The sequence below is a fragment of the Mesorhizobium sp. M0621 genome, from assembly GCF_040320745.1.
Taxonomy (GTDB): Bacteria; Pseudomonadota; Alphaproteobacteria; order Rhizobiales; family Rhizobiaceae; genus Mesorhizobium.
This window is the reverse complement of sequence record NZ_JAMYQF010000009.1, coordinates 146,793-161,935: the sequence shown is the minus strand read 5'-3', so window position 1 is coordinate 161,935 and position 15,143 is coordinate 146,793. Positions and strand designations below refer to the sequence as shown.

The 15,143-nt window shown below is 64.5% G+C and carries 11 protein-coding genes and 1 pseudogene; 4 read left to right on the top strand and 8 right to left on the bottom strand.

Annotated elements, in window-relative coordinates; all coding sequences use genetic code 11:
* Positions 1-111: 111 nt before the first annotated feature.
* The 4 genes and pseudogenes from NKI38_RS09525 to NKI38_RS09510 form a co-directional block, all read right to left on the bottom strand.
* A pseudogene (locus NKI38_RS09525) lies at positions 112-744 on the bottom strand (GNAT family N-acetyltransferase); the annotation flags it as partial.
* 27 nt (positions 745-771) lie between these two features.
* Positions 772-2,001 carry a GNAT family N-acetyltransferase gene (locus NKI38_RS09520; protein WP_352656715.1) on the bottom strand — a complete coding sequence of 410 codons (1,230 nt, stop codon included), beginning with the start codon at positions 1,999-2,001 and terminating at the stop codon, positions 772-774.
* A 14-nt stretch (positions 2,002-2,015) separates the two neighbouring features.
* Positions 2,016-3,323: a polysaccharide biosynthesis protein gene (locus tag NKI38_RS09515; protein WP_352656713.1), complete on the bottom strand. Its 1,308-nt coding sequence runs from the start codon at positions 3,321-3,323 to the stop codon at positions 2,016-2,018.
* Positions 3,320-4,489, bottom strand: coding sequence for a glycosyltransferase (locus NKI38_RS09510; RefSeq protein WP_352656711.1), 1,170 nt, complete (start codon positions 4,487-4,489; stop codon positions 3,320-3,322). The genes NKI38_RS09515 and NKI38_RS09510 overlap by 4 nt, the downstream gene beginning before the upstream one ends.
* A 318-nt stretch (positions 4,490-4,807) precedes the next feature.
* On the opposite strand from NKI38_RS09510, the gene NKI38_RS09505 reads away from it, so the two are divergent.
* Both NKI38_RS09505 and NKI38_RS09500 read left to right on the top strand, forming a co-directional pair.
* Complete coding sequence (locus NKI38_RS09505) at positions 4,808-5,977, top strand: glycosyltransferase (protein ID WP_352656709.1); 1,170 nt, start codon at positions 4,808-4,810, stop codon at positions 5,975-5,977.
* Entirely contained in the window at positions 5,974-7,233 is a 1,260-nt protein-coding gene (locus tag NKI38_RS09500) for a glycoside hydrolase family 5 protein (RefSeq protein WP_352656707.1), read from the top strand. The genes NKI38_RS09505 and NKI38_RS09500 overlap by 4 nt, the downstream gene beginning before the upstream one ends.
* Before the next feature lie 32 nt (positions 7,234-7,265).
* On the opposite strand, the gene NKI38_RS09495 is transcribed toward NKI38_RS09500, so the two are convergent.
* Both NKI38_RS09495 and NKI38_RS09490 read right to left on the bottom strand, forming a co-directional pair.
* A complete protein-coding gene (locus tag NKI38_RS09495) occupies positions 7,266-8,582 on the bottom strand; it encodes a VpsF family polysaccharide biosynthesis protein (protein ID WP_352656705.1) in 1,317 nt (438 codons plus the stop codon).
* Position 8,583: 1 nt separating this feature from the next.
* Positions 8,584-10,683 carry a GumC family protein gene (locus NKI38_RS09490; RefSeq protein ID WP_352656703.1) on the bottom strand — a complete coding sequence of 700 codons (2,100 nt, stop codon included), beginning with the start codon at positions 10,681-10,683 and terminating at the stop codon, positions 8,584-8,586.
* A 240-nt stretch (positions 10,684-10,923) separates the two neighbouring features.
* Here NKI38_RS09490 and NKI38_RS09485 point away from each other — a divergent pair, with 240 nt between their 5' ends.
* A complete protein-coding gene (locus tag NKI38_RS09485) occupies positions 10,924-12,423 on the top strand; it encodes a glucosamine inositolphosphorylceramide transferase family protein (protein ID WP_352656701.1) in 1,500 nt (499 codons plus the stop codon).
* A gap of 118 nt (positions 12,424-12,541) precedes the next feature.
* Positions 12,542-13,741: an FAD-dependent oxidoreductase gene (locus NKI38_RS09480; RefSeq protein ID WP_352656699.1), complete on the top strand. Its 1,200-nt coding sequence runs from the start codon at positions 12,542-12,544 to the stop codon at positions 13,739-13,741.
* Between the two features lie 139 nt (positions 13,742-13,880).
* Here the strand turns inward: NKI38_RS09480 and NKI38_RS09475 are convergent, their stop codons facing one another.
* A complete protein-coding gene (locus NKI38_RS09475; protein WP_352608685.1) occupies positions 13,881-14,090 on the bottom strand; it encodes a hypothetical protein in 210 nt (69 codons plus the stop codon).
* Between the two features lie 196 nt (positions 14,091-14,286).
* A complete protein-coding gene (locus NKI38_RS09470) occupies positions 14,287-15,141 on the bottom strand; it encodes a sugar phosphate isomerase/epimerase family protein (RefSeq protein WP_352656696.1) in 855 nt (284 codons plus the stop codon).
* Between the last annotated feature and the right edge of the window lie 2 nt (positions 15,142-15,143).

The window sequence follows — 15,143 nt, the reverse complement described above, 5'->3', positions numbered from 1 at the left end:
GGTGTGTCTTCCTAACGCCCCCTGCTCTATAACGGGTTTTCGTCTCTTCTCCTGGGGGGATTCAAAACGCCCCTGGCTCGGGGGGGGGGGCTCCCCCTACACCTCTTCCGGCCCCCCCCGCCGTTCGAAGGCGCGGCACTGCTTGTGGAACGTCTTGGCGAAGGACGGCCTGCAGATGCGTTTGATGAGCGTCTCCGCTTCACCATGCAGGACGAGGCCGGAGGTGATCTGGATGGAGTCGCGCGCCGCCGAAAGCAAGGCCAGCGGATTGGCCACCCCCTGGATCTGCCGTGGGATTCCCACGACGTGGATGCGATCGGCCGGCGGCAGCACGGCGCGAACCGCCGCCCAGACGGCGTCGGCGCCATGCCTGGTCCAGGGCCTCGCATCCGCAAGCAGCGGCGCCGAATAGTCGCACACGCCACAGCTCAGCCATTCGATCACGTGGTGGCCGCTGGCCCGGCGCCGCATCAGCGGCAGCAGCATGACCGGCGCGCTCGTCGCAGTGTCGCTCACCTCGACGACGAGCAGTTCGGCGCTCTTGGGCATCAGCCGCGCGGCGATGCCTTCGACCCAGGCATAGTGCTGATGGGCGGTGCAGACGCCGTCCGCCTGGTGTTGCAGCCAGAGCGGCTTGACGGTCTCAAAGCTGGTGTGCAGCCGTGCGGTGTAGCGCGCGCCGGCGCCGGCGCTGGCGGCAATCGGGGAAACCGGCCCATCGTCCGTCATCGCAACCACTTGCATTGCCCGGCTTGCCACGTGCTTGTCCTGTCATTCCGGTCCCCCACGCAAGCGCCGCAAACCTCGCATCAGTCCCTGGATCGTCTTGAGCAGCCGAGGTTTGGAGCGCACGAACACCTCGGTCCGGTTGCGGAGCTCGAGGGCGGTGGTCACGGCATTGCCCCGCACTGTAATCCCGTGACAAAGCTCGCGCAGGGTCGAACCCGTGGCGCCCATATGCTCCTTGTAGCTCTGGTTGCCTACCGACAGGTCGAAATAGTCGAAACCCTTCTCGCGCGCCCAGCTCATCAACTTGCCCATGATCAGAAGCCCCGGTGAAACGTTGGGCACCGCGCCCTGGTCGATTGATATCAGCAGAGCATGAACAGTAACTTGATGGGTAAGCAGGTATTGGACCGCGATCAGCGCTTCACCGACGCGCAGCCCGAAGAGCCGCACCGACCCATCCGACAGGCCCTCGAGAGCGGCGTTTCGGTAGAAGTCGACAACCGTCCCCTGCGTCAGCAGGTCGAAACGGCCCAGTTCGCGAAAGCGGCTGAGCCGCATCCGGACCAGGCTGCCGAAGATGAGCTCCACCAGAGCCGGTGTGTTGGCCTCGACCAGTTCCACGCTGCCGAGCCGTTCGATCCGGCGCCAGTCCTTGTTGAAGGCCTTGACGAACGAAGGCCTGCATAGGCGCTTGAGGACGGTTTCAGGGTCGCCGTCGATGGCGAGGCCGAAGCTGGTATGAAGGGAATCGCGCGTGGCCGCGAGCAAGGCCAGCGGGTTGGCGACGCCGCTGATCCCTTGCGGAATTCCCGTGATGTGGATGCGGTCCGCCGGCGGCAGCACGGAACGCACCGCAGCCCACGCGGCCTGCGCGGATTGCCTCGTCCACGGGCTCGCATCGGCCAGCAGCGGTGCCGAATAGTCGCAAACGCCACAGCTCAGCCATTCGATCACCCGATGGCCGGGAGCCGGTCGCCGCATCAGCGGCACCAACATCCGGGGCGCGCCCGTCGTGGCGTCGTTCACCTCCACGATCAGCACTTCCGCACCTTTCGGCATCAGTCGTGCGACGATTCCCTCGGCCCACGCATATTGCTGGTGGGCGGTGCACACGCCCTCCGCCTGGTAGCGCAGCCAGAGCGGCCTGGCCGCTTCCAGGCTGGTGTGCAATCGCACCGTGTAGGCATCGTTCGCGGCGACGGTTACGGGATCGAGGGCCTGCCCTTCGGGCAAGCCGGTCGCCGCAGCACTTTGCACTGCCTGGCCTGCCATATCTTCATCTTCTCCTATCGTTTTGCCGTCGCGAACGTGACCGCCCGCCGCCACGAACCCAACCGGCTGTCGCGCGCCTCATCCGGATGCTCGAGATTCCATATGCGGTGATGCGCGAAATACCATGATGCCGCGAGCACGAAGATCTCGGACACGGCGGAACCCACCAGCGCCCACGGCGGAGATGCAATCGCCAGCAGGATCGCGATCAGTACCAGCCCGACAACCGCGCCGCCCAGCGTGGTGAATGCGACGATCCGGAAATCGCCGAGTATCTCAAGCACGATGCGGGGCATGATATAGAGCATGATCGGGACAAAATTCGCGATCACGAAAAGCCCGATGAACCCGACCGAGGCGTCCTGGAGGGCCTGGGATTTAATCATCGGCAGAACGAACATGATGGCGCATCCATAAACCAGGCCGCCGAGCCCCATGACGAGCGCCCAGATCTTCGCCTGCGCCCAGACACGCACTGTTTCGTTGTTCCGCATCAGCCTCGCGAGGTCTGGCTGCGTCATGTTTACGAAAGCAAGACTGATGATGCGCAGCGGGGCAAACAGCACCAGGACCGCCGCCAGCGGTGCGTAGGCGGCAGGCCCGGCAATGCCCGCGACCAGCAGCGCCAGACATTGCCCCTGGATGTTGGTGGTAGTCGCGCTGAATGCCGACCAGCGCAGCTGGTGCCAGAGCCTGGTGTAGCGTCGCCGCGTCGGCATGCGGAAGCTGATGCGAATTGTGCGCCGAGCCAGTCGGACCAGGACGAAAATGCCAAACACATTTGCCGCGGCAAGCGCGTAGAACACGGTCTGCAGCGGGTCCTGGACCTTCCAGATCGTCAGCCCGGTCAGGACAATGCCGGCGATCGTAAAAGCGCCGTCGCTGATGGAAACGACCACCTGCAGGCGACGTGCGAAGAAAGTCGTGCGCATATGGCTGCGCAACGACCAGGCACCGACGAAGCAGCCGGCGGCAATTCCGCTTGGATCGCCAAGGACATGCATCAGTACAGCCGTGCCGACGGCCATCAGCAACGCCACGATCAGCGCCGCCGTTCCGAATGCCACGTCATGGGCATCGACGCCGGCGCTGTTGGTGCTTTTGCTCATCCAGATGCTGGCGGGAACGGCGGTGAGCGACCTGATATAGGACAGGCCGACGCCGCCCATCACCATGCCGATGGCGAAGAGGCCGTAGCCTTGCGCCGACAGCAAGTGCAACAGCATGATGTTGAGGGCGAAGTGAAAGCCGCTCTGCATCGCCTCGCCGCCGATCATCAGCACGAGGCGTCGAACCAGATGGCTCGGGAACGCAAGCTTCACGGTCGTGTCTCCGCTTCGCGGGCAGCCCGCGCCCTGCCCGGCCGCGCCATGGTCGTCTTCAGCTTGTCGGCGGCGATCGCGGTGATCGCGGCGGCCGCGACCGGCTCGGAGAAGATTGCCTCGTAGCGCGCGCGCCCGGCAGCGACAAAACCGCGCCAGGCATGCGGCCGCAGGATGATCTCCTGCAATTTCGCGCCAAGAGCTGCTGCGTCGCCGGGCGGAACATGCCAGCCGGTCTCGCCGTCGCTGACCACCTCCACCAGCCCGCCGATCGCCGACACCAGCGGCGGCCGGCCATAGGCCATCGCCTCGATGGCTACGCGCCCAAGCGATTCCGGACGCCGTGACGGCACGGTGACGATGTCGGCCCAGCGGTAGTGCTCCGAAGGGTCGGGTATGAAAGGCAGGACGCTGACGCGCCCGGTGAGGTCCATGGTCTCGACCAGTTCGGCCAGCGCATGCTCGCGCTCGGTGCTTTCGAAGGCGCCGCCGACCAGCCGCACCTCGATCCTCGCCTGCAGCTCTGCCGACATCGAGGCGATCGCTTCCAGCAGCACCTCCTGCCCCTTGATCCTGTTGATGCGGCCGAGCAGCAGCACGCGCAACGGGCGCTTGCCGTCGTAGGTCGTCGGTTCGACCGCCGCCGGCCCGGCAACGCCGTTGTAGACAACATGGGCGCGCGCGATCCTGGGATCGCCGAACGCGGCGCGCGTCGCGCGCGAGTTGAAGATGAGATCCGCATGGCTCCAATGCATCAGGCCGACGAGTATCCTGCGCATGGCGCCTTCGGGGATTTCGTGGATGTGCAGGACAGCTTTGTGGGGAAGAAGGCGCGCGGCCAGCGCATAATCGGCCACGATCGAGGTGTTGACGTAAACCAGGTCGCAATTCCTGAGGCGCCGCCACGCCCTGAACACGGCAACCGGCAATCGCGCCATCTCGACCGTCGCAAGGCGCGCAATGGCTTGGCGCCTCAGCACCCAGAGCGGTTCGAAGACGATCCGGCTGGCATGCGCTTCCAGAATCTGCACGATCGGCCCGCCGCGCGGCAGAACCACCTCGATGTCGGCCGACGGAAACGCGACGCGCAACGCAGCAACGCTTTCCGCGAAGCTGCGGTCCGAACCATAGAGTTCATAACCCTGATGAACGCAGGCAATCCGCATCTTTGTATCCCGCCGGGTGCTACAACCATCGCGCTGGGCGATAATGTGCAGAGGCCTTGCCGCAAGAATCATGCCGGATTCAGTAGGCCGCCTACCGGCCGCACGACCCTGGCACTGCTTCGTTTCGATACAGCTACGCACAGAAGGGTTGACCGAGAATGAAACAACCACCGGATTCAACACCGTTTTTTTACAACCCCGCGCGATGATCGCTCCCCAAGAATGCTGAAACAGGAAGATGGCATGGAAGTTGCCATCTGTTTCCTAAAAATTCAGTAATCGCTAATATATAGAAGACACCTGAAAGTGCCGCCAGCCATGAAACCAGAGACGCCCGCCATTCTGATCCTGGGGACCCGCGGCATACCCGCGGCCCATGGCGGCTTTGAAACCTTTGCCGAAAGACTGGCGCTGTTTCTTGTCGGGCGAGGCTGGAAAGTTGCCGTCTATTGCCAGGATGAGGTCGAGCGGATCGACCAGCGCGTGCGCAGCGAAACCTGGCGCGGCATAGAACTCATTCACATCCAGGTTGCCTCCAAAGGGCCGCGCGCGACACTGGAATTCGACTGGCAATGCGTCCGCGACGCCGCCAGGCGGCAGGGCGTCTGTCTCGTGCTCGGCTACAACGGCGCGGTCTTCCTGACCTGGCTCAGGCTCAAGCGGCGCAAGATCTTCACCAATATGGACGGCATCGAGTGGCGGCGACCCAAATGGGGCATGGCGGCGCGCACCTGGTTCTGGCTCAACGAATGGATCGGCGCCTGGGCCTCGCATCGGCTGGTGGCCGATCATCCCGCTATCGCAGATCATCTGGCGACACGCCGGCCGCGCAGCGCCATCGCCACCATCGCCTATGGCGCCGATCCGGTGACATCGGCACCGGAAGCGTCGGTCCGGGCGCTCGGCCTCGAGCCCGGGCGCTATCTGATCTCGATCGCGCGCATCGAACCCGACAACAACATCCTGCCGATCGTCGAAGCCTTTTGCTCCGCCAAGCGCGACATGAAGCTGGTGGTGCTGGGAACGCTGTCCGACGACATCCCGTATCATGCCGCCATTCGCAAGGCGGCGAACGGCTCGGTGGTCCTGCCAGGCGCCATTTACGACCAGGCAACGGTGAAGGCACTGCGCTTCCACGCCCGCGCCTATCTGCATGGCCACACGGTGGGCGGAACCAACCCGTCACTGGTCGAAGCGCTGGCAGCCGGCAACATGGTGATTGCCCACGACAATCACTACAACAGATGGACCGCCGGTGCGGCAGCGATCTACTTCACCGACAAGAACAGCTGCGCCGAGCGGATGCAGCTGGCGCTGGACGACGATGACCTGGTCAGGACCTGCGGCGTTGCCGCCAGGGCGCGCGCCCGCGAGGCCTTCCGCTGGGAAGATGTCCTGCTTGCCTATGAAAATGAAGCCTATCGCTTGCTCGGCGTGACCGCCGCCGAGACGGTCGCAATCAGTCGCGCATCAGCCGGCACCGCATGACAGGCTGGTCGCGCCGTCGGGTGCTGCGGACCGCGCTGTCCACGGCGGCGGCGGCCCTTGGCCCTCTCTCGATCGCACCAATCGCCCGCGCCGCTGGGCCGCAGTTTCGGCGCGGCGTCAACGCCTGGCCGTGGTTCTCGCTGACGCGCGAATTTCCCGCGCCACGCACCGACTATGACTGGCCGCCTTTCCAGTCGCAACGGCCGGTTCCCACACCGGACGACCTCGGTCGGCTGCGCAGGACCGGGCTCGATTTCATTCGCCTGCCCGTCGATCCCGGCCCCTTCCTGGCCGCCGACGCCAAGACGCGCGGCCAGTTGCTGGACATGCTGGACGCCGCCGTCACCGCCACGCTCGATGCCGGTCTTGGCATCATCGTCAACGTCCAGGCCAATGGCGCCACGCACTACTGGAACCCCGACCGCATGGTCTCCAGCACCGCCGCACCCGCCTTCGATCTATATCGCGGGCTGGTCGGCGAGCTTGCCGGCAGGCTGGAGCGCTTTCAGCCCGGCAGAATAGCGCTCGAGCCGGTCAACGAGCCGGCGCAGGCCTGCGAATCGAACGTCTGGTCGCAGATCCAGCTTTCACTTCTGACTGCGGCAAGGGCGTCGGCCGCAACCTTGCCGCTGGTCGTCACCGGCGGCTGCGGCTCGATGGTGAGCGGACTGACGGCTCTCGATCCGACGCCACTGTCGCCGTTCGAGCCGATCCTGTTCACCTTCCATTTCTACGAGCCCTATCTGTTCAGCCATCAGGGCGCGCCGTGGATGCGCGAGCCCGTCTACCGGTCGCTCAACAACGTGCCGTGGCCGGCATCCGCCGGTTCGTTGGAAAAGACGCTGGCGTCGGTCAGGGCGCGCATGGCGCAGGACACCGAAACCCCCGAAGACGCCAAGCAGGCCGCCTATGCCGAAACCGAGCGCGTGCTGAAAGTCTATTTCGACGCCCGGCCCGACCGCTGGTTTGTCGACAAATATCTTGCCGAGGTTCGCGCCTGGGCCGACGGCCACGGCCTGGCGCCGGAACGCATCATCATGGGCGAGTTCGGCGCGCTGCGCACCGACGCGCGCTATGTCGCCGCGCCCAACCCGGACCGCGCACGCTACATCGCCGATGTCAGGCAGAGCGCCGAGGAGCTCGGCTTCGGCTGGGCGTTCTGGGATCTCTTCGACGGCATGGGCATGATGGACGACACCACGCGGGCGCTGGACCCGGCCATGATCGAGGCGCTTGGCCTGGCCATGGCGGAGTAGGCACCCGCCATCCCGGCATCTGCCGTAGAGCGCTACGTTTGCGCCGACTGCGGCCTTCGTTGCACCACCGCCCGCGCCGGCCGGTAGAGCACCAGCGCCAGCACCACGAATTTGGTCAGCAGCGTCGTCTTCGACGCGACGCTTTCCGAAGTGTTGATCAGGATGATCCAGCCCAGCATCGGCAGCCAGATGCCGGGATGGCAGCGCCGCGCCACCTCAAACAAGAACAGCACGAAGCCAAACGTCAGCAAAAGGGTGAAGAAGGCGCCCTGGTAGACGATCGTGCGGATGATCGGGTTCTCGATGCCTTGTTCGAGACCGTTGATGCGGCGCAGGCTGTCGACCAGGTCGACATCCGGCCCCACGATCAGATCGCGCCATTCCAGGTATTTGAAGAGTTCGAACATCTCGACGCGGGCGTTGGCGCTGCCGCTGTCCGACACGAAGCGCTCCAGCAGCGCGTCGAAAAAGCCATAATATGCCGCCACGACGATGACGACCGGCAACAGCGCGGCAAGCATGAAGCCCAGTGCTGCACCCAGCAGGTTGACGCGGCCCCGGCGCAATTTGGTGATGCCCTGAAAAAGCAGATAGAAGCCGCCGAGCACGATCGTCGTCACCATAGCCGTGCGGCCGCCGAAGGCGACGAGTGCCGCGCATTGCAGGCCGATCAACCCTATCCGCACAGGCATAGACAGGGATCTCGCACCGGAGAGCAGCGCAAGCACGTAGATCGCTGTCACCATGGCATTGGCAAGCGGATGCCCCTGCAGCGCGCTTGAGCGCAGATCGGTGGTAAACGCCACGCCGTCGAGGCGATAGGGGAAAATCAGCGTTTTGGTGGCGAACTCGAAAAGGGCAAGCAACGCATTCGCCGTCATGACCACGTGAATGACGGTCTGCAGCCCGGCGAATGTCCGTTCGTCATCCTCGCTGAGCATCAGCACCACAAGTGCCGCGGCCAAGAACGTATCGATCATGCCGGCCATGCCGGGACGCTGCCTGGCGATGACGACGAACAGAAGCACGATCGAAATGGCGGCCATCAGCGCGCTGGCCGGTCGCCTGTCGGCGACATGGACGAGGTAGCCGACCGGGTTGCCGAAGGTGCAGGAGCGCCAGGCAAGCAAGAGCACGATGAGATAGGTGGACGGGTGGATCTTGGTCGCCGGGTTGCCGAACAGGCCGTCGTAATTGTAGCCCACGAGCCACAGCATACCGCCCGAGACGCTGAACAGCACCGCCACCGCCGCGATCAGTCCGAAACGCGTCAGCGCATCGACCGACGTGCCGGCGCGGGGTGCGGCAGCACCGAAGTTCGAAGCGCTTGCGCTCCAGCTGGTGGCCATGTCAGGCCGCCTCGTCGACCAGCAAGGCGCCTGTCGGCAGCCGCCCCATGACGGAGACGGCTTGCGACGTCGCGGTGACGTCGCGCATCGGCGTGGCGTTCAACGTGGCGACGAGCACGATCTCGTCGACCATCGCAACCAGCGGCGAGGCATTGAGATTGTCGGCCAATGCGCCGCCGTCGATGACGACGAGCTCGAAGCTTCGGCTGGCCTGGGCCAGCATGTGCTGCGCGAAGTAGATGCCATGCGCTTCCTGGAAGACCGCCTTTGAGCGGCCCCTGCCCAGCAGGGCGACGTTGCTGCCGGCCGCGTAGTGGCTGACGGCTTCAAACGCGTATTCGCCGCGCAGCACGTCGAGGATTCCCGGCTGCGCCTCCTTCTGACTGCCGCCGCCATTGGCATCGATGAACAGCACACGGCTGCCCCTGGACGCCGCGGTATTGGCCAGCAACCGTGCCACCCGGCTGCGCTGCGCGCCCTCGCCCGGCGACGATGTCACCAGGATGGACGGCACCAGCGGCCAGTCCGGCGGCCGCTGGCCCGAACTGAACATGCGCCTCAATGCAAGACCGACGACGGCATCGGTTTTCCGGCTGGACGCGGCGGCCGCACTCCCACCGAACGGCCACCAGCGACGGCCAGTGCCTGACTTTGCCGGCACCACCCCCAGCACCGGCGCTTCGATGGCCGACTGCATCTGGGCGCTGGAAAGCACCGTCGGCGAGGCATATTCGGCGATCAGCGCCAGGCCGGTGCCGAGCCCCAGCCCGCCGAAGATCGCGCCGACAAGCAGCAGCGACAAAGGCGGCCAGCTCTTCTTCAGGGCCGGCATGGCGTTGGAGATGATGCGCGCATTGGTGCTGTCGACATTGATCTGCTCGCGCGTTTCCTGGGCCCGCTGGAGATAGTTCGCGTAGACGGAGCGAACCGCCTCGAGATCGCGCTGCAGTTCGCGCAGCCGCACGGAGGCCTGGTCGGTGTCGAGCGACTTGCTCTTCATACCCGCGACCTTGGCTTCCAGAGCCTGCTGGTTGGCCAGCGCCCGCTCGTAATCGGTCTCGGTGGCGGTGGCGATGCGGCCGAGTTCGCGCGCGATCAGCTGGCGCGTGTCGCGCAGCTGCTGCTGGGCTGCGATCATCGACGGATGGCGCGGCCCCATTTCCGTACCAAGCTGCGAGACCTGATCGACCAGCGTCGCCTCTTGTGCCCGCAGACTGGAGATCACCGCCGAGCGCATCGCTTCCGAGGTGGCGTCCGCAGTGCCGCTCTGCCGGCGCATCTGGTCGACCTGCGCCTTCAGCGCCGCGGTGCGGCTCTGCGCCGCCGAAAGCTGCGTGTTGATCTCGGTCAGTTCCTGGTCGCTGACCAGATTGCCTGCCGCCATCACCATGTTGTTGGCCGACTTGTAGGCCTCGACGGCGTTTTCGGCTTGCTGGACGCGCTTGCGCTGTTCGTCCAGCCGCGCGGTGATGGACTCCGAAGCGTCCTTGGCCATTTTTGCGCGCGCGCTTGCCTGGTCGACCAGATAGGCTTGGGCGATGGCGTTGGCCAGAAGGGCGGCCTTGTCGGCGCTCTTGGCGGTGACGATGACGTCGAGGACCAGGACCTTGTCGGCCCGCTTCACCGCCAGGCGTCGGCGTAACGCGTCGAGCGTCTGCGCCGACCTGTCGCCTTCGGCCGATCCCGAACCGAGCAGGCGCGACAGCAGGCCCTGCCCGTTGAATTCCGGATCCTGCGTCAAGTTTGTCGCCGCGATCGCCCGCATCAGCACGCCTGTCGACTGGACCACGCTGACCTGGCTCTCGACCTGCGTGATGCCGCCGTCGGGTGAGATACGGCTGGGATTGACGTCGTTGGTGACCACCTGCAGGTCTTGCGGATCGATGAGGATTTCCGCCGACGAACTGTAGAGCGCGGGCGTGAAAAGACCGTAGAGCAAGGTGGCCAGCGTCAGCAGCGCGACGGTGCCGAAGATCCAGAACCGGCGGCGCACCAGGATACGCTTCAGATCGCCCAGTTCGACAGTCGAAGCCGCGTATGATCCCGCTTGTCCCGCATCCGGAGAGTGTTGCTGAGGAACCATGGGCAGAGATGATTGCATGGCTGCCTCCGACAATACCCCATATGCCGGCAAGATCAGATTGCGGCACTAACCTAGCTATTCCTCCAACTGTTAAAAGATTGTTAATTATGTTGGGAAGTCATGTGAATTTTGGCACGCAGTTTGCTTAAAAATATACATACCGAGGTGCTGGGTGCACAGCGAGCGGAGACGTATGCGGATGGGGCTACAATTTGACCGGACCGGCAAGGCCGGATACCGCCTTTTCGGGTCTCCGACATGCGGATAAACCTGCGCCTGGACGGCGACCGCGTACGCGCCTTCCATGTTGCGCTGCTGGAACGCCTCGCGGCGCCTGGTGATGTGCAGCTGTCCGTCGATATCAGACCCGCGGGCGGCGGCATCCCGCGCAGCGCCGCGGCCCTGTTTCAACTCGAAACGGCGATACACGGCCTGTCCCATGATGGGCTGGCGAAGCGTGTGCCGCTTTCGATGCTCGCTCCCTACCGGACGCAGTCCCCCGCTTCGCCCGACCTAGTGGTTGACCTCTGTGGCGATGTCGAGTTGGAAGGCACGCGGATCTGGCGCGTCACCTATGATGGCGCCAGCGGCGAAGCGGCCTTGCTGGCCTTGATCCTCGCCGGCCGCACACCGCTTGCCCGCATCGAGGAGAACGGTGTTTCGATTGCCGCCGGGCGCTTGGGGACCGAATATGGCGGCATCGCGCTTGCGTCCTTCCAGGACATGCTGGCGCGCACTGCCAGCCTGATCGTCGCGGCGATGTCGGGTGCTGCCAAGGCCGTGCCTCATCTGCCCGAGCCGGCGCAAGCCGGTGCGCCGCCGCCAATGCCCTCGGCCGGCAAGCTTGGCGTAAGAGCCGGAAAGGCGCTGGCGCGGCGGATCGTCCAGAAGATCTATCACCTTTGCTACAACGCGCCGCACTGGAAGGTCGGCTGGCGGCAAACCAACGGCCGCGATCTGTTCGACCTGCGCGCGCATCCGGCATCGGGCTGGCAAGAGCTGCCGGACGATGGCAGCCGCTTCTACGCCGATCCGTTCCCGATCCTGTATCAGGGTCAGCTGACCCTGTTCGTCGAGGACTATATCCATCGGCTGGGCCGGGCCATCATCTCCGCCGTGCCCTTCGGCCCGTCGGGCCCACTCGGCCGCCCTGAGCCGGTGCTGGACCTGCCCTACCATCTCTCCTACCCCTTTGTCTTCGAGCGTGACGGCGAGGTCTGGATGGTGCCGGAAAGCTGCGCCAACGGCACGGTCGATCTCTACCGGGCCACTACCTTTCCCGGCGGATGGGTCAAGGAGGCGACGCTGCTGTCGGGCGTCGTCGCCAGCGACGCCACCCTGGTCGAGCATGGCGGTGCCTGGTGGATGTTCGCAACCGTCCGGGAAGGCGGCGGTGCCTTCTCCGACGCGCTGCATCTGTGGTCGGCGCCGGATTTTCGCGGGCCCTGGACGCCGCACCCGAACAATCCCGTGCTGATCGACATCGCCTCGGCGCGGCCGGCCGGCCGCATGGTCAAGCGCGGCGACGACCTGCTGCGCCCGGTGCAGGACTGCCGCAGGAGCTATGGCGCGGCTCTCGGCATTGCACGCATTTCTCACCTTGATTTGATCGGCATGGAGCAAGTCGTTGAAACCATCTTAAACTCTGGTGCGCTATGGAGTGGGCGCAAACTTCACACACTCAACGAGGCGGGCGGTTTTGAGTTCATCGACGGCTCGGCGATCGCACCGCGCTGGAAACGACGGATCCGCGATTAACCTAAACATTGGTTACTACCAGACACGCGCGCCGGTTGCTTGAGGTTGATTTGGGTCCGGCAGATATTTTCTACCGCGGATTGCATATCTGGAAGTTACTAGCAGAAAGGGCAGCGAAATGAGTACCGCAGAGGCTGGCCAAACCGAAGTCGAAGTGGCGATCGTCGGCGCCGGAATGGCTGGCACCACCTTGGCAACCGTACTGGGCAAGGCCGGGCGCAAGGTGGCGTTGATCGATCCGCACCGCGTTCATCACGACGAGTTCCGGGCCGAGAAAACTCGCTCGGAACAGATGCAATTGTTCGAGAAGATTGGCCTCGGTCCCGTCATCAAGCCCCTCGTCACCCCGGCGACCGAAATCCATGTCTTCCGCTTGGGACAGTTCTTCCAGCGCAAGCAGGACTCGGAGTTCGCATTCTCCTACGGCCCTCTGGTCAACGGCCTGCGCGACGCCCTGCCGCCGGAAGTGCCGCTGACGGTGGGTAAGGTCGCCGAGGTCTCGACCGGGCCGGACCGGCAGCGGCTTGTACTGGCCGACGGCACCGTCATCAATGCCCGCCTGCTGGTGGTGGCCACCGGCTACAGCGAAGCCGTACGGCGTGCCGTCGGCGTGGAGCGCATCGAGCATTCGAAGGCGCATTCCCTGTCGGTCGGATTCGACCTTGCGATCTCGCCGCAGGAATTCGGCTCCCGGTCCCTCACCTTCTATCCCAGGCGCGTCGCGGACCGCATACCCTTTATTACCATCTTCCCGATCAGAGACCGAGTGCGGGCAAACATGTTTGCCTACCGGACCGTTGCCGAGCCATGGACGCAGGCGTTCCGCGCGAATCCGCAACAAGTGCTTTTGCAATTGATGCCGGAGATATCAGCGCAATGCGGCAACTTCACCGTCGCCAGCCCGGTCGAGGTCAGGCAGGTTAGCCTGACGACCACCACGGGCCACCGCCGCGACGGCGTCGTCTTCATCGGCGACGCGTTCTCCACGACATGCCCGGCGCAAGGTCACGGCATCCACCGAGTGGTTACGGATGTCGATCGCCTGTGCTCGACCTACATCCCCGCCTGGCTGGAAACGCCTGGTATGGGCGCCGACAAGATCAGCGCCTTCTATGACGACCGGATCAAGACCGCCGCCGACGCCAAAGCCATGCGCTCCAGCATCTATGCCAAGGCGATTGTCACCGAGACCGGATTGGAATGGCGCATCCGCCGCCTGCGCAACAACACGGCACGCCAGCTGATGATCATCGGCCGCAAGGTGCGGCATCTGGGACAGCGGCGGGCGGGCGAGGCAATTCCCGAAAGGCGTGCCTAGATTGATCTCCCGACCTAAAGCGCATCATGTTTGAATGGATTCAGCGACGCGCTTGTGGTCTTGATTTTGCTATGTCGTTTCCTCAAAATCGGGACCACTTTTGGACGACATGCAATAGCTCGACGGCATCCAGCAGAAGTCAGCGCCAGGCGGCCTCATTCTTTTGTTCGTAGTCGCTGAAGGCCTTTTTCAGGCCGCCGAGGACTTCTGCCGCAGTTTCGAACATCGCCTTGAACTTGGGCTCGTCCACCTTGCCGATGTCCTCGCGAAGGTGATCTATGGTGTCCTGCAGGCGTGCCTGCATCTTCTGGGTATGGTGCAGTGGATCGCGGTCGGCTTCGCTGGCCATGACTCTCTCCTTCGTTCTGCTGAACCCACCCGCCGAGTTCGATCGGCGAATTGCCACTTCAACGAACAAGACTGAAGTCCGTTCCCCACGTGGAAAGCCGATCGCGAGGCCTGCTTTGAGGGCGCCATGCCTCGAACGACCGAGGCCTCGTGGCGCTGACCGCAAATCATCCTCGAGCCGAAGATCGCAGCCGACCTCACCCCAGCGTCAGCCCCGCCTTCCTCGCCTCCTCGCGCAGGAACGGCAGGCCGACGCCAATGACATCGTGGGGATTGTCCGCCACCGGCCGCCACACGGCCAACCCGCCGGCAATGTCGACATCGACATGGTTCATGCTTTCCAGGGTAATGGCGCCGCTGTAGCCGATGTCCGATATCGCCTTCATGCAGGCCCCCCAGTTGAGCATGCCGCGCCCCGGCACGCCGCGATTGGCCTCGGAGACATGGACGTAACCGAGATAGGATGCGGCGGCGCGGAAGCCAGCCTCAAAACTCTCCTCCTCGATATGCATGTGGTAGGTGTCGAGATGGATGAAGATGTTGTCCGCGCCGATGCGCTCGATGACTTTGGCCGCATCGATGCCGCGATTGATCAGATGCGTCTCGTAGCGGTTGCACGGTTCGATGCCGAGCTTCAGCCCATGCGCCTTGGCTGCCTTGGCGGCGTGCGCGAGGAAGCGGCACATGCCGTCGATTTCCTCGGCCGTCGGCGCACGACCCGAAGTCTTGCCGATCGTGCCATAGGTGACGCCGCCGAGCGCCTCGCTGCCCACCGCCTCGCACACGCCGAAGACCGGTTCGAGGAAAGCCAGCGCCTCGTCCGGCCGCGCCACCACATCGAGTGAAGCCGGCAGTCCGAGCGACGGGACAAGCGCGACACCCCAGCGTTCGGCGAAGGCGCGCGTGCGCCTGGTGTCGATCTCCTCGGGGCGCAGCAGCGGAATTTCCAGCAGACCGATGCCGAGCCCCTTCAACCGCTCCATCCGTGGCTCGATCAGGTCGAGGTTCCAGACAGGGGCAATGGCGAAAGTGTGCAATCCAAGGATGTTCATCA